The sequence below is a fragment of the Roseibium sp. MB-4 genome (genome assembly GCF_053005265.1).
Map to the genome: position 1 here is coordinate 1,132,130 of NZ_JBRKQB010000001.1, position 19,387 is coordinate 1,151,516.

Annotated in this window: 18 protein-coding genes; 6 read left to right on the plus strand and 12 right to left on the minus strand. The window is 57.0% G+C overall.

Annotated features, from left to right (window positions below; all coding sequences use genetic code 11):
- Nucleotides 1-84: 84 nt before the first annotated feature.
- From der to ACVDG4_RS05305, 5 genes are all read right to left on the minus strand, one after another.
- Nucleotides 85-1,512: a ribosome biogenesis GTPase Der gene (gene der, locus ACVDG4_RS05285; protein ID WP_209173605.1), complete on the minus strand. Its 1,428-nt coding sequence runs from the start codon at nucleotides 1,510-1,512 to the stop codon at nucleotides 85-87.
- 160 nt (nucleotides 1,513-1,672) lie between these two features.
- Nucleotides 1,673-3,025 carry a BamB-related PQQ repeat family beta-propellar protein gene (locus tag ACVDG4_RS05290; protein ID WP_447234268.1) on the minus strand — a complete coding sequence of 451 codons (1,353 nt, stop codon included), beginning with the start codon at nucleotides 3,023-3,025 and terminating at the stop codon, nucleotides 1,673-1,675.
- Nucleotides 3,022-3,699, minus strand: coding sequence for a tetratricopeptide repeat protein (locus ACVDG4_RS05295; RefSeq protein ID WP_447234269.1), 678 nt, complete (start codon nucleotides 3,697-3,699; stop codon nucleotides 3,022-3,024). Before ACVDG4_RS05295 ends, ACVDG4_RS05290 begins: the two co-directional genes overlap by 4 nt.
- Before the next feature lie 208 nt (nucleotides 3,700-3,907).
- Nucleotides 3,908-4,483, minus strand: coding sequence for an NnrU family protein (locus ACVDG4_RS05300; RefSeq protein WP_447234270.1), 576 nt, complete (start codon nucleotides 4,481-4,483; stop codon nucleotides 3,908-3,910).
- A gap of 121 nt (nucleotides 4,484-4,604) precedes the next feature.
- A complete protein-coding gene (locus tag ACVDG4_RS05305; RefSeq protein WP_447234271.1) occupies nucleotides 4,605-5,738 on the minus strand; it encodes a Gfo/Idh/MocA family protein in 1,134 nt (377 codons plus the stop codon).
- Nucleotides 5,739-5,993: 255 nt separating this feature from the next.
- Between ACVDG4_RS05305 and ACVDG4_RS05310 the strand changes: the two genes are divergently transcribed.
- On the plus strand, nucleotides 5,994-6,479 hold the full coding sequence (locus ACVDG4_RS05310; protein WP_447234272.1) for a DUF3429 domain-containing protein: 486 nt from the start codon (nucleotides 5,994-5,996) through the stop codon (nucleotides 6,477-6,479).
- Here ACVDG4_RS05310 and ACVDG4_RS05315 read toward each other — a convergent pair.
- From ACVDG4_RS05315 to ACVDG4_RS05325, 3 genes are read right to left on the minus strand one after another with little or no spacing between them, the layout of a single operon-like run.
- Entirely contained in the window at nucleotides 6,476-6,886 is a 411-nt protein-coding gene (locus tag ACVDG4_RS05315) for a Fur family transcriptional regulator (RefSeq protein ID WP_447234273.1), read from the minus strand. The two genes, ACVDG4_RS05310 and ACVDG4_RS05315, sit on opposite strands and share 4 nt — an antisense overlap.
- Nucleotides 6,887-6,889: 3 nt before the next feature.
- Nucleotides 6,890-7,714, minus strand: a complete 825-nt coding sequence (locus ACVDG4_RS05320; RefSeq protein WP_306146867.1) for a metal ABC transporter permease — start codon at nucleotides 7,712-7,714, stop codon at nucleotides 6,890-6,892.
- The gene (locus tag ACVDG4_RS05325; protein WP_447234274.1) at nucleotides 7,707-8,585 is read right to left on the minus strand and encodes an ATP-binding cassette domain-containing protein; all 879 of its coding nucleotides are present in this window, start codon (nucleotides 8,583-8,585) and stop codon (nucleotides 7,707-7,709) included. The genes ACVDG4_RS05320 and ACVDG4_RS05325 overlap by 8 nt, the downstream gene beginning before the upstream one ends.
- A gap of 159 nt (nucleotides 8,586-8,744) precedes the next feature.
- Here ACVDG4_RS05325 and ACVDG4_RS05330 point away from each other — a divergent pair, with 159 nt between their 5' ends.
- A complete protein-coding gene (locus ACVDG4_RS05330) occupies nucleotides 8,745-10,130 on the plus strand; it encodes a mannose-1-phosphate guanylyltransferase/mannose-6-phosphate isomerase (protein WP_447234275.1) in 1,386 nt (461 codons plus the stop codon).
- Nucleotides 10,131-10,159: 29 nt separating this feature from the next.
- Here ACVDG4_RS05330 and ACVDG4_RS05335 read toward each other — a convergent pair whose 3' ends face one another.
- Nucleotides 10,160-10,426: a hypothetical protein gene (locus ACVDG4_RS05335; protein ID WP_447234276.1), complete on the minus strand. Its 267-nt coding sequence runs from the start codon at nucleotides 10,424-10,426 to the stop codon at nucleotides 10,160-10,162.
- A gap of 585 nt (nucleotides 10,427-11,011) precedes the next feature.
- On the minus strand, nucleotides 11,012-11,386 hold the full coding sequence (locus tag ACVDG4_RS05340; protein WP_409691255.1) for a hypothetical protein: 375 nt from the start codon (nucleotides 11,384-11,386) through the stop codon (nucleotides 11,012-11,014).
- Between the two features lie 271 nt (nucleotides 11,387-11,657).
- Here ACVDG4_RS05340 and ACVDG4_RS05345 point away from each other — a divergent pair, with 271 nt between their 5' ends.
- The 4 genes from ACVDG4_RS05345 to ACVDG4_RS05360 all read left to right on the plus strand — a co-directional run bounded on the left by ACVDG4_RS05345 (nucleotide 11,658) and on the right by ACVDG4_RS05360 (nucleotide 17,993).
- Nucleotides 11,658-12,215 (plus strand): PadR family transcriptional regulator, encoded by a 558-nt coding sequence (locus tag ACVDG4_RS05345; RefSeq protein WP_166672746.1) that lies wholly within the window; start codon nucleotides 11,658-11,660, stop codon nucleotides 12,213-12,215.
- A 22-nt stretch (nucleotides 12,216-12,237) separates the two neighbouring features.
- Nucleotides 12,238-13,341, plus strand: a complete 1,104-nt coding sequence (locus tag ACVDG4_RS05350; RefSeq protein ID WP_447234277.1) for an efflux RND transporter periplasmic adaptor subunit — start codon at nucleotides 12,238-12,240, stop codon at nucleotides 13,339-13,341.
- Nucleotides 13,338-16,913 (plus strand): efflux RND transporter permease subunit, encoded by a 3,576-nt coding sequence (locus ACVDG4_RS05355; protein ID WP_447234278.1) that lies wholly within the window; start codon nucleotides 13,338-13,340, stop codon nucleotides 16,911-16,913. Before ACVDG4_RS05350 ends, ACVDG4_RS05355 begins: the two co-directional genes overlap by 4 nt.
- 126 nt (nucleotides 16,914-17,039) lie before the next feature.
- Complete coding sequence (locus tag ACVDG4_RS05360) at nucleotides 17,040-17,993, plus strand: helix-turn-helix domain-containing GNAT family N-acetyltransferase (RefSeq protein WP_447234279.1); 954 nt, start codon at nucleotides 17,040-17,042, stop codon at nucleotides 17,991-17,993.
- Nucleotides 17,994-18,011: 18 nt separating this feature from the next.
- Here the strand turns inward: ACVDG4_RS05360 and ACVDG4_RS05365 are convergent, their stop codons facing one another.
- Entirely contained in the window at nucleotides 18,012-18,761 is a 750-nt protein-coding gene (locus ACVDG4_RS05365; protein WP_447234280.1) for an SDR family oxidoreductase, read from the minus strand.
- 112 nt (nucleotides 18,762-18,873) lie between these two features.
- Entirely contained in the window at nucleotides 18,874-19,380 is a 507-nt protein-coding gene (locus ACVDG4_RS05370) for a GNAT family N-acetyltransferase (RefSeq protein WP_447234281.1), read from the minus strand.
- Between the last annotated feature and the right edge of the window lie 7 nt (nucleotides 19,381-19,387).

Sequence of the window (19,387 nt, forward strand, 5' to 3'; positions counted from 1 at the left end):
GAAGATCTCCTTGAAAATCAATTTATCTGAACAAAAGGGTCCCGGTAGACCACCGGGACCTGAGACAAGGCTGCGCAGCAGCTGCTATTGGATTTTGCGCTTTTTCTTCGGCGCATAGGGATTGTCGCCCTTGCGGTAAGACAACCGGATTGGCGTGCCCTGGATATCGAATTTCTCACGCAGGGAGTTGATCAGATACCGGGTGTAGCTTTCCGGCAGCTGCTCCGGACGGGAACTGAACGCCACGAAGTGCGGCGGCCGGGTTTTCGGTTGCGTCATGTAGCGGATGCGAACGCGCCGGCCTGCAACGGCGGGCGGTGGATGCGAAGTGGTTGCCCGCTCCAGCCACCGGTTCAGACCAGCTGTCGACACGCGTGCATTCCAGGCATCATAGGCGGCAAAAACACCTTCTACCAACCGGTCAATGCCCTGCCCCTGAATACCGGACAAGGTCACAATGCGGACGCCGCGGATCTGATTGAAATACCGTTCATTGGCGTCGCGGATCTTCTTCCAGGCTTCTTCGCGGTCTTCGATCAGATCCCATTTGTTGACGGCAATGACCAGCGCCCGGCCTTCGCGAGCCACCAGATCAATGATCTGCAGATCCTGCTTTTCAAACGACATCGTCGCATCCAGGGTGACAACAACAACCTCGGCAAACTTGATGGCCCGCAGGGCGTCGGCGACAGAGAGCTTTTCCAGCTTCTCCTGAACACGCGCTTTCTTGCGGATCCCGGCAGTATCGAACAGCTTGATGTGCCGGTCGTGCCAGGTCCAGTCGACGGAGATGGAATCCCGCGTGATACCGGCCTCCGGACCGGTCAACATGCGATCTTCCCCCAGCATCCGGTTGATCAACGTGGACTTGCCGGCATTCGGACGGCCAACGATGGCAACGCGCAGAGGCCGCTCTTTCGTGCCAACCGGATCTTCATCGTCGACAATCTCACCGTCCTCGTCGACATCGACGTTGGTGACGGCTTCCTCGCGCTTTGCGTCCTCTTCCTCACTCACCCGGTCAACATGCGGTTTCAGAGCATCGTAGAGATCAGCCAAGCCTTCGCCATGCTCGGCAGAGATCGCGATCGGCTCACCAAGGCCAAGCGAGAAGGATTCGTAAAGGCCGCTTTCCCCTGCCCGGCCCTCAGCCTTGTTGGCGAGTAGGATTACGGGACGGGTTGTCTTGCGCGCAACATCTGCAAAGTGCGCATCGAGCGGCGTAACCCCTGCGCGCGCATCAATGACAAACAGCACAGCATCAGCGGTTTCAATGGCTTCTTCGGTCTGACGGCGCATACGGCCTTCCAAGGACGCCTTGTCGGCGTCTTCAAGCCCCGCAGTGTCGATAATCGTGAATCGGAGGTCGCCAAGGCGGGCTTCGCCCGGACGGCGGTCACGGGTCACACCCGGTGTGTCATCGACCAACGCCAGGCGCTTACCGACAAGACGGTTGAACAATGTGGACTTGCCGACATTCGGCCGTCCAACGATGGCGACGGTAGCGCCCACGGCATTCACTCCTAAGAGGCGGATCAACCAAAGGATCCCGCCCTTGAACAAACTCAAAGCACCTCATCCTTGCCCGGCAGGCAACGATAAGGTGCTCAGATACTATAGCTTGACCAGTTTTGAAACGTTGAGGCCCAACTAGAGCCTCAGCGCCCAATGATCAGTTAAACGCGGCAACGCCATCCCGGCCGGTCAGGACAACCACCCGGCCACCGGCGGCAATCGGTGTCACGAAGACATCGGTGTTGGTGCGCTGTGTTGTCATGATATTGCCCGAGGCGGCATCGACCATGGCGATCTGGCCATCACTGGAAAAGGCGACAAGAGCGCCATTGGCCAGGATCGGACCGGCCCAATTGCGGCGGCGCTTTTTCTTTTCCGGCTTCGGCAGTTGCGTCGCCCACATGGTTTCACCGCTTGAGCGGTCAAGCGCGACCATGCGGTCGTCAAGATCCACCATGAACACCGCGTTTCCGGAGACGACCGGCGTATGAACGCTGCCAAGGTTTTGATCCCATTGACGCTGTCCGGTGCGCACATCAACAGCCACCGTGCGACCGGCAACGCCGGTCGCGACAACTGTGTTGCCGGAGACAACCGGGCTTGCAGAAACATCTGCGAGACCAGACAGAGCAAGTGTCCGGAAGCCGCGGGAGACACCATCAATCCAATCCGGCTCACCGGACTTGATGTTGATGGCCATGATTTCACCGGACGAGAACGGCACAATCACCCGGTTGCCAGAGATGGCAGGGTTTGCTGCAGACAGAACACCGGCAGTCTCTTCGATCCCAGCAAATGTCCAGGCCACAGAGCCGTCTTCCTTGGAAAACGCATAGACTTCGTTGGACTGGCTCACGACAAAGACGTGACCGCCGCCGGCTGCCGGGGCACCGCGCGCCGGAGTGTCCATTTCAGCGGTCCAGATGACCCGTCCGGAACCCGCTTCAAGGGCCGCCACTTGGCGGTAACCGGTCGCAGCATAAACAACGCCGCCGTCAACTACCACACCGCCGCCTGGACCAACGTCGCGTTCGCCTTCAGGGCGCAGGTTTTGCGTCCACTGGCGGCCACCGGCGGTGGACAGCGCGACGACTTCACCATTCGGCTTATAGACATAGATGCGGCTGCCGTCGCTTACCGGACGGGAGGATACCCGCAAGGCTGACGACGTCAGGCCGCGGCCGGAACTGCCCACATTGGTCTGCCATGCACGGCTGCCGGAAACGGAGACAGCCACGTTGCCCGGATCGTTGGCCGGACCGCCGCCCGCACTCGTCCAGGTCTGACCGCCGGTCGCAGCGCCAATGCTCGCCGCCTTGCCAAGAGCTTGGGCAGCCGGGTCGACACCATCGAATACAGCCTGCCGTTCGCCCGGCAAGATCTCTTCCTTGCTGAACGGATTGAGCGAGCTGCCGAATTCACTGACTGATCCGCAACCGGCCAGAAAGACCGACAGTGCCAGCGTGCCAACCAATGGCCGGACAGATATGTTTTTAAGAAAACAGATCACTGTGCAGTGCCCTCTTCAGCCGGTGTCCCGGTCTGTCCCCGGATCAGTCCGCCCAGGAGTGTCACGCGCTGACGAATGTCTTGAGGCGTTTCGGCGTCATCGTCCAATGCCGTGATCCAGGTAAGCGCCGTCTCGGCATCGCCATTTTTCCAGGCGCTCAGAGCAAGCAGTTCACGAGCAGCTGCACGGAAGGCATCTGTGTCGCCGGTTAGGCTCTCGATCCGGTCTGCAATTGCATCATACGGTTCGCTGTCGACTGCAATGTAGGCAGCGCGGAGAGCTGCCACATTCTGCAAAGCCGGTGCGAGGCTCGAATCCCGTGACAGAGCATCGAACTCTGCAAGGGCGGCGGCGGCGTCACCGGAATTTGCCTTGTCGGTTGCCTGGCGCATCTGGGCAAGTGCCGGATAGCCGCCAATGGAAGATCCAAGTTGGGTATAAAGCTGCGCCGCTTCCGAGTACTGACCCGCCTCCGACAAGCTGATGGCCTCAAGGAATGTGTCACCCGCTGACTGAGACTGTGTGTCTTGCCAGTAGAGCCAGCCCCGGTAACCACCGGTGCCAACCACGATCAAGACAGCGACCGCGATCACCCAAGACCCGAAACGGTCCCAGAGACGGCGGTACTTCTCATGGCGGATGTCCTCATCGACCTCACGAAAAATATCAGACATACGTGGCTAGTTCCTGAATTTACTCTGCTGCGCCGGTCCGGAAATCCGGATTGGCTCCCAATCAAGGGGCGCACATTATCCATTTGATCCGGCTCGGGCAATTCCCCGACCGGGCTTTAAACCGCCCTTCGTGGCGCAAGTGGGGCAACTGCCCGTTTTTCGTTGTTTTTGTCCCGACCCGGGTGCGATTTACACGCTTCCGCGTGCCTTATGCAACCGGCACCCCGATCAAAAGCACATGCAGCTTGAAGGCAAACAGGACATAGAGACCAAGACCGATAAGAATCACGATGATGTCGGAGAACTTGCCGGGCTCTTTTGCCATCACCGCACCGCCGCCAAGGCCGCGCCGCTTCAGTGAGATGCGGTCTGCCACCGCCCAGACCAGGAAGCTGCCGAACAATAAAACAGATGCCAGATCGCCATTGGTGAGAAGGTGAGAAAACGCCCACAGTTTCACAGCAACCAGCATCGGGTGTTTCAGGGCCTTTTTGATCCGGCACGGAACATAGGCAGCCACAAGGAAGATGAAGACCGGAACCATGAACAGCATGGTGACGTGACGCAACCAGAATGGCGGGTCATAAATGATCGCGGGGCCTGCGGCGCGGGCAGCACCATACCCATAAATGATCATGACAAAGCCTATGGCTGAGATCACAGCAAACAGGCCCTTGTAGCCAAGAACACCGAACTTTTCTTCCAATGCCGACCGTTTGTCAGCGAACATAGGCAGGCTGTGTATTCCCAAAAACAGAATCAATCCGGCAATCAGCAAAAGCATGCCCGCTCTCCCTCAAGGCATTGGCCACCACTTGACGCATCAGCGCCTCTTCAAAGCCGGACAATAAGAGCGGCATCAAGGGCCTGCAACCGGAATTGCCATTGTTTTATCGCGAATTTTATCAGCGCAGCAGGGCGTCGGCCTGGTCCGGACTAAGCGGTTCCGGCCGTGTGGGCATTTCGCTGATCTGTACGTGCTGGCCGGTTGATGCTGCGGTCTGGATGGCCTCGATAACATCAACAGTGTGGAGTGCACGCTCCATGGAACAACGAAAGTCCTGTCCGAGGCGCACCGCATTGGCCATGTCCGCCAGACCAGCAGACCGGTAGTTGGCCCGCTCGCGCCCTTGGATCTTGAAGTTAGCTAGGCCAAACGGGTGGTTGTCCTGGTTCAGGACTTCCCGTGTTCCGTCCTTTAATACCCGAATAACGTCACCGCCAAAAAACACCGGATCCGGTAAAAAGAGCGTTCCCTCGGATCCATAAATTTCCATAGCGGAATGCGCATGGGCCTGGACGTCCCAACTTGCGGAAAACGCAACCAAAGGACCGCCCTTCACAGACAATGCAGCGTGGATTGTTGTCGGCGTTTCAACGTCGAAGACTTCGCCCTTGCGTGGACCCTGGCCAATTGTTCGGGTTTTGCTGGGCGTGCTGGACATCGCCGACACTTGCTCGATCGGCCCGTGCAAATTGAGGACGCTGGAAATGAAATAGGGGCCGAAATCAGCCATTGGGCCAATGCCGGATTTGTAAAAGAGTTCCGGATTTGGATGCCAGGCCTCCATGCCGTGGTTCATCGCATGAAGCGTTGCGCCGGTTACCTCTCCAATCAGCCCCTCCGAAATGGCCCTCCGGGCCGCTTGCGGCGCCCCGCCCAAAAACGTGTCAGGCGCGCATCCGACAAAAAGCCCTAGCTTTTCTGCGTGTTGGCGGACAGCCACCCCTTCTGCAGAGGTACGCGCAAATGGCTTTTCCGAATAGACATGCTTGCCGTTGTTCAATATTTCCCGGCTCATCATGGCATGTGCATCGGGTGCCGACAGATTGACGATCACGGAGATGTCTTCTGCCTGAAAGAGGTCATGAACTGTTTCAGCGCGAATATCGAACTCATCCGCCCGGACCAGCGCAACTTCGCGGTTTAAGTCCGCACACGCACGCAATTGCAGGCCTTTGAATTTCGGGATGAGGTTAAAATAGATCCGCGAGGTCTTGCCGCATCCCAGGATTCCGATACCCAGCTCGTCTGACATGGCGGGGGTCTCCGGTGCTTTCTTTATCGTTTTCGCAATTCAATTAGACACCGAAGACGCGAGCCCCAACAAGACGGGCAAAAACAACGAGGGTTCCGTCGTCTGTATCCGAAACCGAGTCCAGAAGATCGTCGCTGCGATTGTTTTTGCTTAGCCAAAGCAACAAATGCTCAAACGGCTTGAAACCGAGAAACCCCTGATCTGGGAATCCATTCACCACGTAAGTCAGAGGTACGCTTTTCCGGAGAAGACTTCATGGCAAACAGCGCCGAAGCAACCACCCGCCCAATCGTTTCACATGATGATGTGCCGCTGACTGTTTTTCTGCTCACAGCCGCAGGTTTTCTTCCCTTCGGAGCCCTGTCGTTCGGGGCAGTGTTTCTTCCGGCAGAGGCACAGGCCTGGATCTTGCCAGCCCAGCACGCCTACGCCGCCGTGATCCTGTCTTTTCTCGGAGGGATTTATTGGGGGTGGGAATTTGCCATGACGTTTGTGCAGTCGCGCCCGGTGTCGCCAGTGCGGCTGGTGATTGGCGTCTTGCCATCCATCTTTGGCTGGCTCGCATTGTTCTTGAGCGGGATATGGACCGCGCTGGCGCTTACCGCCTGTTTCCTGACATGGCTCGGATATGATCTCTGGCGAACACAGTCGCATTCTGCACCGCGCTGGTATCCGAAATTGCGCATTCCGGTCACTGTTGCCGTGGTTGTCTCGCTGATTGCGCCGGTACTGGCAGGCTAAACTTGTTGAGACGCTGAACACACCTTGCAGAGCCCGCGCAGTTCGATGGTCGTTCGCGACAGTTTAAACTCCTGCTCTTTCGTCCACATGAGCAAGTCTTCCATCGCGCGATCCGGAGAAAACTCCTGAACGTTGCCGCACGTCTCGCAGATCGCAAACGCCGCGGTCTTGTGATCTGCACAGCCTTTGTGGCGGCAGGCAACAAAGGCGTTCAGGCTTTCAAGGCGATGCACCAGACCGTAGTCGACCAGCTTGTCCAACGCCCGGTAGACCTGAAGCGGCGCGCGAAATCCCTTCTCACGCAAGTCGTCGAGAAGGGCATAGGCTGTCAGCGGGCCGCTGGCGTCAGAAAGTTTACCGAACACCAGCGCCTGGTTTTTTGTCAGATCCGGATGGGCATGCGCCATGTCCTAAATCCCTCCCCGGTTTTCAGCGGTCAGTTTCTGAATCAACCTTCGAACCGGAAAAAGGCTGAGCACAAAAAGAAGCATGGCAGCCACCACAATCGACGGTCCTGATGGCGTATCGTAGTAAAGCGAACCATTAAGCCCTGCAACAACAGCGACCACGCCGGCGAATGCTGCAATAACGGCCATTTGTTCCGGTGATCCAGCCCACCTGCGGGCCGCGGCTGCGGGTAAAATCAGCAGCGCCGTAATCAGAAGTGCGCCGATGATCTTCAACGAAATCGCAATGACAATTGCCGTCAGCAGCATGAAGACCAATTCCGCCCGGTCCGGGCGCAATCCTTCCGCGCCCGCAAGATCGGAGCTGACGGTCGCGGCAAACAAATGCCGCCAGATCAGCAGCAGCCCGCCCAGGACAATGGCGCCGCCGCCATAGATCATCGCGATGTCCGTCCGCGTGACCGAAAGTATGTCGCCGAACAAAAGCCCAAGCAGATCCACCCGAACCCAGGTCATGAAAGCCAGGCAGACAAGGCCGATCGCGAGCGCAGAATGGGATAACAAGCCCAACAACGCGTCAGACGGCAGGGTGTCTCCGTGACGAAGTGCCAAAAGGAGCAGTGCGAGTACAATGGATACCGCCCCGACAGATAGCGTGATGTTGACATCCAGCAACAAGGCCAGCGCCACGCCAAGGAGTGCTGCATGGGACAGGGTGTCGCCAAAATAAGCCATGCGCCGCCAGACCACAAAACACCCCAATGGTCCTGCGACCAAGGCCACGCCAATGCCTGCAATCAACGCCCGCGTGAAGAAATCATCAAGCATCGGCTACACCGCCCGCGACCCGTTTATGAGGGGCTGTTTCGTTCGAAGGTTGCCCCCCGGATATCCCGTGAGCCTCATGCATGTGATCATGCTCTCCAGGGCAATGGTCGCAGACCGTGCCGTCTGAATGGCGGACCCGGCCATCGGGGAGATGAACATGATCATGACGGTGCTCATAGACCGCCAACGCACCACCGGCCCGGGTACCGAACAACTGCTGGTAATTCTCGTCCCTGCTGACATCGGACGGAGTGCCGCGGCAGCATACATGACCATTCAAGCACACCACTTGATCCGCCGCCGCCATAACCACATGCAGGTCATGTGAAATCATCAAGATGCCGCATCCGACCGTATTCCGGATCTCCGAAATCAGGCTGTAAATCGCAATCTCGCCGGCATAATCGACGCCTTGTACCGGTTCATCCAAAACAAGGAGATCCGGCGACCGCGCGATAGCACGCGCCAACATCACTCTTTGAAGCTCGCCGCCAGACAGCGTGCGCATTTCCTCGCCGACCAATCGGGCCGCACCGGTGCGCTCAAGCGCGGCCATGCATTCAGCATCGGACAAAGGATTGGTGAGCCGCATGAACCGTTTGACATTCAACGGCAGCGTCCAGTCTATCGACAGCTTCTGCGGAACATACCCAACAGAGAGACCGTTACGCCGAACAGCAGAGCCTTCTGTTGGCTTATGGATCCCCAACGCCATTTTCGCCGTCGTCGACTTTCCGGAACCGTTCGGACCTATGAGGGTGACGATTTCACCGGGTGAAACGGTCAAATCGACACCACGCACAAGCCAGCTTCCGCTATTTTGGATCCCGGCCCGGGTCAACTGCACCAGATTGTCGGCTGCTTCGCTCATTCAAATCGCCTTTCGGGGATTCTTTGCCCCAGAGTGTTATATTATTACGTAAGTACTGTCTCATGTCTCCGGTTGCAAGCTGGTGCTGCGCTGTTAACACTTCCCTGCAAACTATCCGCTTACAAACAAGCATTGAATTTCACATCAGGAATCGGCTCGATGATTTATCCCTGCATTTTGTCTGGTGGTATTGGATCCCGCCTTTGGCCCCTGTCCCGCAAAGACCGCCCAAAGCAGTTTTTGCCGATATTCGGCGGCGAGAGCCTGTTCCAAAAGACCTGCAAGCGAGTCTCAGGCGACGGATTTTCCAACCCGATCGTAATCGGCGGCGACAGCCATCGCTTCCTGATGGGCGAACAGCTTGCCGAGATCGACACTGCAGCCACAACGATCCTGCTGGAGCCGGTTGGCCGGAACACCGCCCCACCTGCCCTCATGGCCGCGTTGCTGGCGTACGAAGAGGATCCGAATGCCCTGATCCTGCTTCTTCCGTCAGACCACCTGATCGGCAAGGAAGATGTGTTCATGACGGCAGTTCACCACGCGCGGGACGCTGCCCTGTCGGGCAAAATCGTCACTTTCGGCATCACGCCAACCGAGCCCAACACAGGCTACGGATATATCAAACTGGAGCCGGGCAGCGACCCGGTTCGCGGCGTGGCAGCTTTTGTTGAAAAGCCGGACCTTGAACGGGCAAAAGCCTTTCTGGCCGATGGTGCCCATGTCTGGAATGCCGGGATTTTTCTCTATTCAGCGAAGACAATGATTGAGGCCTTCAAGACTTACCAACCAGCTTTGTCAGAGGCGATTACCGCGCTGATGGCCACCCGCCATGGTGATCTGGACTTCACCCGCCTCGATGAGGACGGCTTTGCAGCGCTTGAAAACATTTCAATCGACTATGCCATTATGGAGAAGGCAGACAATGTGGTCTGTGCGCCGATGGCTCCCGATTGGGATGATCTCGGTTCCTGGTCAGCGATCTGGGGTGTGCTTGATAAGGACAGCAGCGGAAACTCGGCGATCGGCGACGCCCGTTTCCTCGACTGCAAGGAATGCCTTGCCTATGCCGACCAAAGGCTGGTGTCCGTCATCGGCCTGGAAGATGTCATGGTGATTGCGACCACAGACAGTGTGCTGGTTGCCCACAAGGACAAGGCGCAGGATGTCAAGAAAGTGGTCGAGCAGCTGGAATCGGAGGGGCGCAGCGAAACCGAGCGGCATCCGCGGACCTACCGGCCATGGGGCTATACCGAGCGGATCAACGCAGGCGACCGGTTTGCCGTTCAGTCCATGATGATCAAACCAGGAAAGCGCCTTAGCCTTCAAAGCCATTTGCATCGCGCCGAGCATTGGGTCGTCGTCTCCGGGACGCTGGAGATCACCATCAATGGTCAGGTGAGCCTTCTGACGGAAAACCAGTCCGCATATGTCCCGCTCGGAGCGCAGCATACTCTGCACAATCCCGGACGCATTCCTGTCCGCATGATCGAGGTGCAATCCGGAACCTATCTTCAGGAAGACGATATCGTTCGTCATTCCTGAAGGAACGGCGCTCCCCCACCCAATGGGTGTTAGAGGTCTTTGAGCTTGGCACTGACTTCGCGAAGCGTAAGCTTGTCTGCGGACAGCGGCGCGACGGAAGGGCTGCTGAGTCCTGCTATACGTTCCGCTACGTCCTTCAGGTTGTGGTCCACGCGCTCCAGAACCATGCTCGGCATGCGCAGAGCTGCTGTGTAGACAACGATCGCCTCATTCACAGACGCCTCAAAGTTGATACTGGCAACCGCCACATAGACCGTTTCAGCCATCTGAGCGAGCTCTTCGGCATCCTCAACCATTGGCTTTATCATGGTCACAGTCTGATCAGGATTAAGACCGACCCAAACCGCACCAGCAATAAAAATGAACGTAAAAACAAGGATATGAAAATTTCTCAGGAAATATCCCACCACAACCCCCACGGTAGGTTAACAACTCATTAACACGTGATTGTTGGTAATTGTGGGTGCAACAAAACGCAAGATGACTGCCTGTTTGCACGCCGGTATTTTCCCCGTGATGGTTAACGGCTGGGCGATCCCGAACACAAACAAAGACGCAATCTAGAGGCGAGCTTTCACCTCAATTTGCCGATCGATAAAGTTTTACAGGAAGAATTACCGTAGTTTTACGGAGTGCCCCCTTACAACGCGGCAGAAGTTCAAGGAGATACACATGTTCGACAGGAGCGGCGAAATGAGGCTTTCGTCACTGGGTTTGCTGCTCATATTGGCAGCATGTGTCATGACGCTGTTTATTCAGCCAAGCCCGCGATATCAGGTTGACCCGCAAACTGTCGGCGCTTTTTTTGGCAGATCGGAATAGCAGTCAACGTGATCCATCCGTAGGTGGGTCAATCGGAGACGGAGCTCTATTTTTCAAGCCTATCGAACCTCACGGCGGTGCGCTCGCGCCGTATCTGCCTTTACCGGGATCGGCTCAAGTCTCGGCTCAAACATCGCCGGCAATTTCGAACCCGGCCCGCCTTTTGTTTGATCAGCCCCAAGGAGCATGATCGCGGAGCCGACAACAACCGACACCAGTGTAATGACCAGTCCAGCGACGAGCATTAGTATCGGCACCAAAGGGCTGTCATCGCCTCTAATCAGAACTGTCAGGTTGCCGATGTTCGAATAAAAAATGCCGCCAACGACCAGCCCGGAAATCCCGACACCCGCCAAACTGTTTACAACCAAGAGCCGGAAAAACGGATCTTTTGGCAAAAACCGTTTTGCGATTGCATCTACTTTCACGGTCATTTCAGAAGCCCTTTGTCTCTCGACGCCTTTGTAAAAGCTTAGGGCCCGACCCGATGAGCGCAACCTGTCAAATCCGCGCAGTAATTCTGTGTCGTACAAGTTCCATTAAGGATCCGCTTTCTTTTTCGAGGCGTACACCTTGCGGAATGCCGGTTTGATATATATTAGTTCGATATATCGATCCGGTATATGACAGTTTTGCGAATGCTGCGAGCAAAGCAACTCGCGGATTTGCTGTTGGCGGCATCGACAGATGCTGAAGGAGCCAATAATGAGCGTGCGCGGTTTGTGCCTAGCCATCCTGTCCGGTGGGGACGCCACCGGATACGAAATACGCAAAGAATCGACAGAAGGCCGGTTTAGCTATTTCGACGACGCCAGTTTTGGCTCCATCTACCCTGCCCTTGCGCGCCTGGAAGCGGAAGGCATGGTGACTGTCCGTGAAGAGCCGCAAGCAGGAAAGCCATCCCGCAAGGTCTATTCAATTACACAGGCCGGGCGGGACGAGTTCATTCGATCCTTGTGCGAACCCCAAGCGCCGGACACCTTCAAGTCACCCTTCCTCTTGATTGCCTTGAATGCTGCCAAACTTCCGCCGGATGTCCTGCGCCGTGCCCTTGAACGCCGTAAGGCGCAGGTTCACGAAGAGCTCCGCTTGTTAAGCGGAATTGATGATGAGAACGGATGCACACATGCAGGCTCCGATTGGACCCGCGATTACGGGATTGCCTGCATGAATTTCACACTGCGCTACCTCGAAGACCACGGGGAAGCCCTTATTAAGATCGCCGAAGACGCAGCTGCCCCCTCCCAGGCCGCTGCCGAGTAAGCCCGATTTGGAGACCTCCGAAATGCGTATCAAGTTTTCCTACATCCTTGCAGCCGGCCTCGCAGCCGGTATTGGCGCGTGGATGTATAGCGGCACCGTGGTGATCGGTGGCGTGGGCGACGGTGAAAATGCTGCGCCCTCTCCTGCTCAGCGTGTTGCTCAAGCAACCGACAAGCTGTTCAAGGTCCAGGTTGTGGCTCTCACGGCACAAGAACGCCAAGCCGTTCTGGAAGTGCGTGGTCGGACGGAAGCCGAAGCAAAGGTCGCTGTTCGCTCACACATTACAGATGATGTGGTCGACCGTCCCGCCCGGGAGGGTGCGCGAGTTGCTGCCGGAGACATCCTGTGTGTCCTCGATCGGGGAACACGGGAATCGCGAATTCTCGAAGCAAAGGCAGCAGTCGCAGAAGCAGAAATGCTGAAAGAAGCCGCCACTCAGCTGAGCAGCAAGGGCTTTACGGCTGAAACCCGCGTGATGACGGTTCAGGCCCAGTATGATGCCGCCAAGGCCCGTCTGGAAGAAGCTGAGCGTGAGCTGCGCCGGACCGTGATCCGCTCGCCGATTGACGGTGTGATCGAAAGTCCGATGGCTGAAATCGGTGCCCAACTCGACAAGGGCAGCATTTGCGCAACCGTCGTGAATTCCGATCCGATGATTGCTATCGGTGATGTGAGCGAATTGAACATCGCCCAGATCTCCCTGAACATGCCGGCTGAGGTTGTCCTTGTAACGGGCGAGACCTTGGAAGGTCATGTGCGTTACATTTCACCTTCTGCCAATCCCGACACGCGGACCTTCCGGATCGAAGTTGAAATCCCGAATGAAGAAGGTGTTGCCCGCGATGGCGTCACGGCCGTTAGCCGCCTGCCATTGCCAGTCGAGAAAGCGCACAAGATCTCGCCAGCCATCCTGACGCTGAACGATACCGGCCAGGTCGGTATCCGCGGCGTTGGCGAAGACAATGTCACCGTGTTCTATCCAGTCACCGTTCTCGGCGGAGAGCAGGACGGCATGTGGGTCGGCGGCCTTCCGGAGACCGTCAATGCAATTGTGGTCGGACAGGAATATGTCTCTGATGGCGTTCTTGTAGATCCGGTGTTTGAAACCGCGGAGATCAGCCAATGATCAACATGCTTGAAGGCGTTTTGCGCCGTCCAAAGACGGTCTTCGTGCTGATGCTCGCGTTGCTGGCCGCCGGGGTCATGACCTACGTGTCGATCCCCAAGGAAGACAGCCCCGACATCGATCTCCCGATCTTCTACATCTCGATCACCCAGCAGGGCATTTCTCCGGAAGACGCCGAGCGCCTGCTCGTGCGGCCGATGGAAACCGAACTGCGCGGGTTGGATGGTCTCAAGGAAATCACGGCGATTGCCTCTGAAAGCCATGCCGGTATCGTCTTAGAGTTCGACATTTCGTTCGACAAGGACGAGGCCCTCGCCGACGTGCGCGACAAGGTCGATCAGGCCAAGGGTGAGCTGCCCGCGGACGCAGAAGAGCCGACGATTACGGAAATGAACTTTGCCCTCGCCCCGACCATGTTCGTGGCGCTCTCCGGCAATGTGCCTGAACGTACGCTCTATCAGCATGCCAGGCGTTTGAAAGACCAGATCGAGGCGGTCGACACAGTCCGTTCTGCCGATCTCTCCGGGCACCGGGAAGAGCTCCTGGAAGTCCTGATCGATACCCAGAAGCTGGAATCTTATGCGATCACCCAGCAAGAGCTTTTGAACACACTGACCGCCAACAACCAGCTGGTTCCCGCCGGTTTCATTGACGGCGGCAAAGGGCGCTTCAACGTCAAAGTTCCTGGCCTCATTGAAAATGCTGCCGACGTTTACAGCCTTCCGCTGAAACAAAGCGGTGAAGGTGTCGTCACGCTGGCTGACGTTGCAGAGATCCGCAGAACCTTCAAGGATGCGGATTCTTACACCCGCGTAAATGGCAAACCGGCTATCGCGCTGGAAGTCACCAAGCGGATTGGCACGAACATCATCGAGAACAACGCCGCAGTGCGTGCTGTTGTTGAGGAAGCCTCGAAAGACTGGCCAGAGACGATCCAGGTCGACATCCTGCTCGATCAATCCGACAACATCTATGAGGTTCTTGGCTCTCTGCAGTCCTCGATCCTAACCGCGATCTTCCTGGTCATGATCCTGGTTCTTGCAGCGCTCGGCATGCGGTCTGCCCTGCTCGTGGGTCTCGCAATCCCGACATCCTTCATGGTGGGCTTCCTGATCCTTGGCGGCATTGGCTACACGGTCAATACGATGGTCATGTTCGGCCTCGTTCTGACCGTCGGCCTGCTCGTCGATGGTGCCATCGTGATGACGGAGTATGCCGATCGGAAGGTGCATGAGGGCATGGAGGACCGTGAGGCCTATATCCGTGCTGCAAAGCTCATGTTCTGGCCGATTGTCTCGTCCACCGCGACAACTCTTGTGGCCTTCCTGCCCATGCTTTTGTGGCCGGGTGTTGCCGGTGAATTCATGAGCTACCTGCCGATCATGGTGATCATCGTTCTGGCGGCCTCATTGGTCACGGCGATGGTGTTCCTGCCGGTGACCGGTGGCGTGCTGGCAGATGTCTCGCATTGGCTCGGCCGTCACGCAGCAGCCTTGCTGGCCGTGACAATCGCGGCAGGCGGCGCATTTGCAATCGTAAGCGGTCCACTGGTGCCGGGTCTTGTGGCAGGTGCCCTTCCTGAGGGCATGGTTCAGCTGGTCAGCGTTTTGGCCGGGTTGGTTACGTTCGTTGGACTTGGGTATGTTTCCTATCAGATCTTGCGTCCATTCGTGCGCTGGTCCCAGGAACGGGCTGCCGTTCGTGCCGCAAAAGACCGGGCGGAAGCGGAGCTTCTTTCCGGCAAGGCCCACTTCGATGTGAAGAAGGTCAAGGGCTTCACCGGCTTTTACGTCCGCTTCCTGAAGCTGCTTGCCGGGAACCCGATCGGCAACATCGTCACGATCGTCGCAATGATTGCAGTGTGCGGTTACATCATGATGTCCTTCGTCTCCAATCCGACCGGCGTGGAATTCTTCGTTGATGAAGAGCCGGATCAGGCTGTGGTTCTGATCTCCGGCCGAGGCAACATGTCTGCTGCGGAAGCGCTTGAGCAGGTAGCCAAGGTGGAAGCGGACGTGATGGAGGTCAAAGGTGTGGCCCACATCGTCACCACCGCCTTTACACCGGGAGGCTCTTCGGGTGGCCCGTCTGTTGGCGGTGTCCAGGACAAGCCTGCCGATGTCATGGGCGAGCTACAGCTCGAACTTGCAAACTTCTGCTGCCGGCGTGAAGCCAAGGAGATCTTTGCAGAGATCCGCGAGCGCACGTCCTCCATTCCGGGCATAAAGGTGGAGACCCGGAAGATCGAGGGTGGCCCGCCGACCGGTAAGGACATCCAGCTTGAGCTGAAGTCGACGGATTACGATACGCTTGTTGAGAACGTTGCCCGTGTCCGCAATCATCTGAATGGCGTCGAAGCGCTGATTGACCAGGAAGACGACCGTCCGCTGCCGGGCATCGAATGGCAAATCGCCATCGACCGCGAACAGGCTGGCCGTTACCAGGCTCATATCGCTTCGGTCGGCAACATGGTTCAGCTGGTGACCAACGGCGTTTTGATCGGCAAGTACCGTCCGAATGACAGCGAAGATGAGGTCGACATTCGTGTCCGCTTGCCGGAAGACGAACGCACGATCGACCGGTTTGACCAACTGCGTCTTCAAACCTCGCTCGGACTTGTGCCGCTGGCAAACTTCGTCGATCGCTCTCCGGCCCAGAAGGTTTCGGAAATTGTCCGCCGTGACGGCCTCTACTCCATGATGGTCAAGGCAACCGTCAACCCTGCTTCCGGCTCCACACCGGATGAACAGGTTGGCGAGTTGGAGAAGTGGCTGGACGCGCAAACCTGGCCGGACAACGTGTATTTGCAGTTCCGCGGCGCTGATGAGGATCAGAAGGAATCGGGTGAATTCCTGATGAAGGCGATGGTTGGATCGCTCTTCCTGATGTTTCTAATCCTTCTGACGCAATACAACTCGTTCTATCAGACCTTCCTGACCCTCTCGACAGTGGTCCTGTCGGTCTTCGGTGTGCTGCTCGGGATGATGGTGACAGGCCAGAAGTTCTCGATCATCATGACAGGGACAGGAGTCGTGGCGCTTGCCGGGATTGTCGTGAACAACGCGATTGTTCTGATCGATACCTATAACCGGTTTATCGATGATGGGCTTGATCCGCTGGAAGCGATCTTGAAAACCTCTGCGCAGCGGATCCGGCCGATCCTGTTGACAACCATCACCACGATTGCCGGTTTGATCCCGATGGCGACACAGATCAACTTCGACTTCGCCAACCAGGTGACGGCCTATGGCGGCATCACCGCCGTTTGGTGGGTCCAGTTGTCGACAGCGGTGATTTCTGGTCTCGCCTTCTCCACAATCCTGACACTGATCATGATCCCAGTGATGATTGCGTTGCCAAGTGTCTGGGTCGGTTCAGCGCGGTCCATCGCACGGCGGTTCCGGCGCAAGCCTGTTCCGGCTGCTGCACCCCCCACTGACGCTGATCAGGATGTGGAGTGGACAGATCCGGAACAGGAGAAGGAACGCCCGGCTGCCAAAGTGGTGTCGATGCCAAAACCTGCGCCGCCGAAGGTTCCGAACCAGGAAGAACTCCCGCACGCGGCTGAGTAGACCTCCAGTAGACGCCGCTCGTGGAAAGGCCGCCGGTTTCCGGCGGCCTTTTCTTTTTTCAGCTTGCCGTCTGACCGCTCACCACCTATATAGTTGCTTAATACAACTATTTTGGATGTTAGAGCCATGACCCCTCAAGCCCCTCACCTCATCGAAGATATTCGCGCAGCGTCCAGAAAGTTGGTGCGCGAGTTTGGCTTTTTGGAAAAGACGATCGCTGGAACAGATCTTTCCGGCTCGGGGGTTCACGCAATCATAGAAATTGGCCTCACTCCCGGCCTGACTGCAAAGGAGTTGGGGGCACGGCTTAAATTGGAAAAGTCCACGATCAGCCGTCTTTTGAAATCCTTGGAAACGCGAGGGGAAATCGTTCAAACCCAATCCAAGACCGATGGACGCGCCTTCCAGCTCCACCTCACCCCAAAGGGCAAAGACACTTGGATTGCGATCAACCGGTTTGGAGACAATCAGGCCCGCACCGCGCTTGCCAACATCACGGGCGTCGACACGGCAACAATCGCCAACGCCCTCACCTCTTATGCCCAGGCCCTTGGCAGAGACGTTGCCAATGCTGCGCATGACGGAACACAATATCCGGTCGTCGAAGGCTATCAGACCGGCATGATCGGTGACATCTCGGCCCTGCACGCCCGGACACATGGCCCGATTGTCGGCATGGGACCGGCTTTTGAAAGTGTTGTTTCTCAAGCCATGGCGGAATTCATGCCACGGGTCGAGCGTCCAATGAACAACAGCTGGAGCGTTCTGGAAAATGGAGCCGTGATCGGGTCAATCACGATCGATGGCGAAGATCTGGGCAATAACATTGCCCACCTGCGCTGGTTCATCCTGTCTGAACGCTTGCGCGGCAAGGGGCTCGGCAAAGTGCTCCTCAACAAAGCGTTGGCGCATTGCGACCGGCTCGGCTTCGAAGAAATTCAACTCTGGACCCTGAAGGGGTTGGACGCTGCACGGGCCCTTTATGAAAAGAACGGCTTTGATCTGGCGGAAGAATACCTTGGCGATCAGTGGGGTCAGGAAGTCATGGAACAGAAATTCATCCGGAAGCGGCCCGCATAGTGCGGGCCGGTGCCAGGATCATGTTTTGGTGATGGAATTGCCACCGTCACACAACATGGCAGACCCGGTGACAAAGGATCCCGCATCCGACAAGAGAAACATCGTCGCTCTGGCGATTTCCTCCGGCTCGGCCATACGTTTCAGCGCATGCATTCCTTTGACGATCTCATGGTACTCGGGATCATCCCCAGCCATATCCGTTTTCGTCCCTCCAGGAAGCAGTGCATTGACCCGAATATTGGCGGGGCCGCATTCCGCTGCCAGGCACTGTGTCAAGCCAATCAGTCCGGCCTTTGACGCGGCATACGCTGCCATCCCCGGCATGCCAACCGTGTGTCCGACAAAAGTGGATGTGAATACAATTGCTCCGCCGCCGTTTTCCCGAAGAGCGGGCACCTGGTATTTGGCCGCAAGAAAACAGCTTGTCAGGTTCGTGTTCAGAACGGTGTTCCACGCTTCCTGACGCATGTCCTCAACGGGACCAAGATCGCCCAGGATCCCTGCGTTGTTAAATGCACCGTCAAGTCCGCCGAAATGATCCTTTGCAGCCTCAACAAGGCCTTTCGCGCAGTGCGGATCGTTTACGTCGCCGGGCACAATCAAGACCCGATCCGCGTCAGCGCCCACACTTTTCCTGACCTCTTCAAGACGATCGGCTCGCCTTGCCGTGATCACCAGATTGGCTCCCGCTTCGGCAAACAGCTTCACAGCCGCTGCACCGATTCCACTGCTGGCACCCGTGATAAGAATTGTTTTATCTTGCAACATTTTTTAGTCCCTCATTGACGTGAGGGAGCCTAATTGACGCACAATTCTCCACCGAGAAACCCGATTTCCGAGCCCCTTTCTATTGGATTACAGTTTTAGCGGACGGAGAGTTCTAGCCCCAGAGGGACGGATCCTGCCAAACGTCAGGTACGATCAGAGGGCCTTCCAACTGATCCGCTTCTGTCCCCAGCGACACGGACTGCCAGGCATCCGCCCAGTCTTCAGGCATCGGATGAGGCGGGTGGATCGCGCGCTCTGTAGCGAAGCCGAAACGGCCATAATATGCCGGATCCCCAAGCACCAGAACCTTGTCGATCGCGCGCTCCTGAAGACGCTTGAACCCCTCGCGAACCAGCGCGCTGCCGATCCCTTGTTTGTGCTGAGCCGGGTCCACGCAGAGCGGGGCCAAGAGACCGACAGACACATCGTCAAAACTGCAAATCGTAAATGCGATATGACCAACGACTCTCCCATTGTCTTCCGCAACGAGTGAAAGAACATCGACGGATCCAGTCAACAAAGACCGGACCACCGGCAAGAGATCCTCATCCGGAAATGCAGCCGGATAGATCCGCTCCAGGCTTTGCAGATCTTCTTTAGTGCTTTCCCGAAAGATCATATCGCCC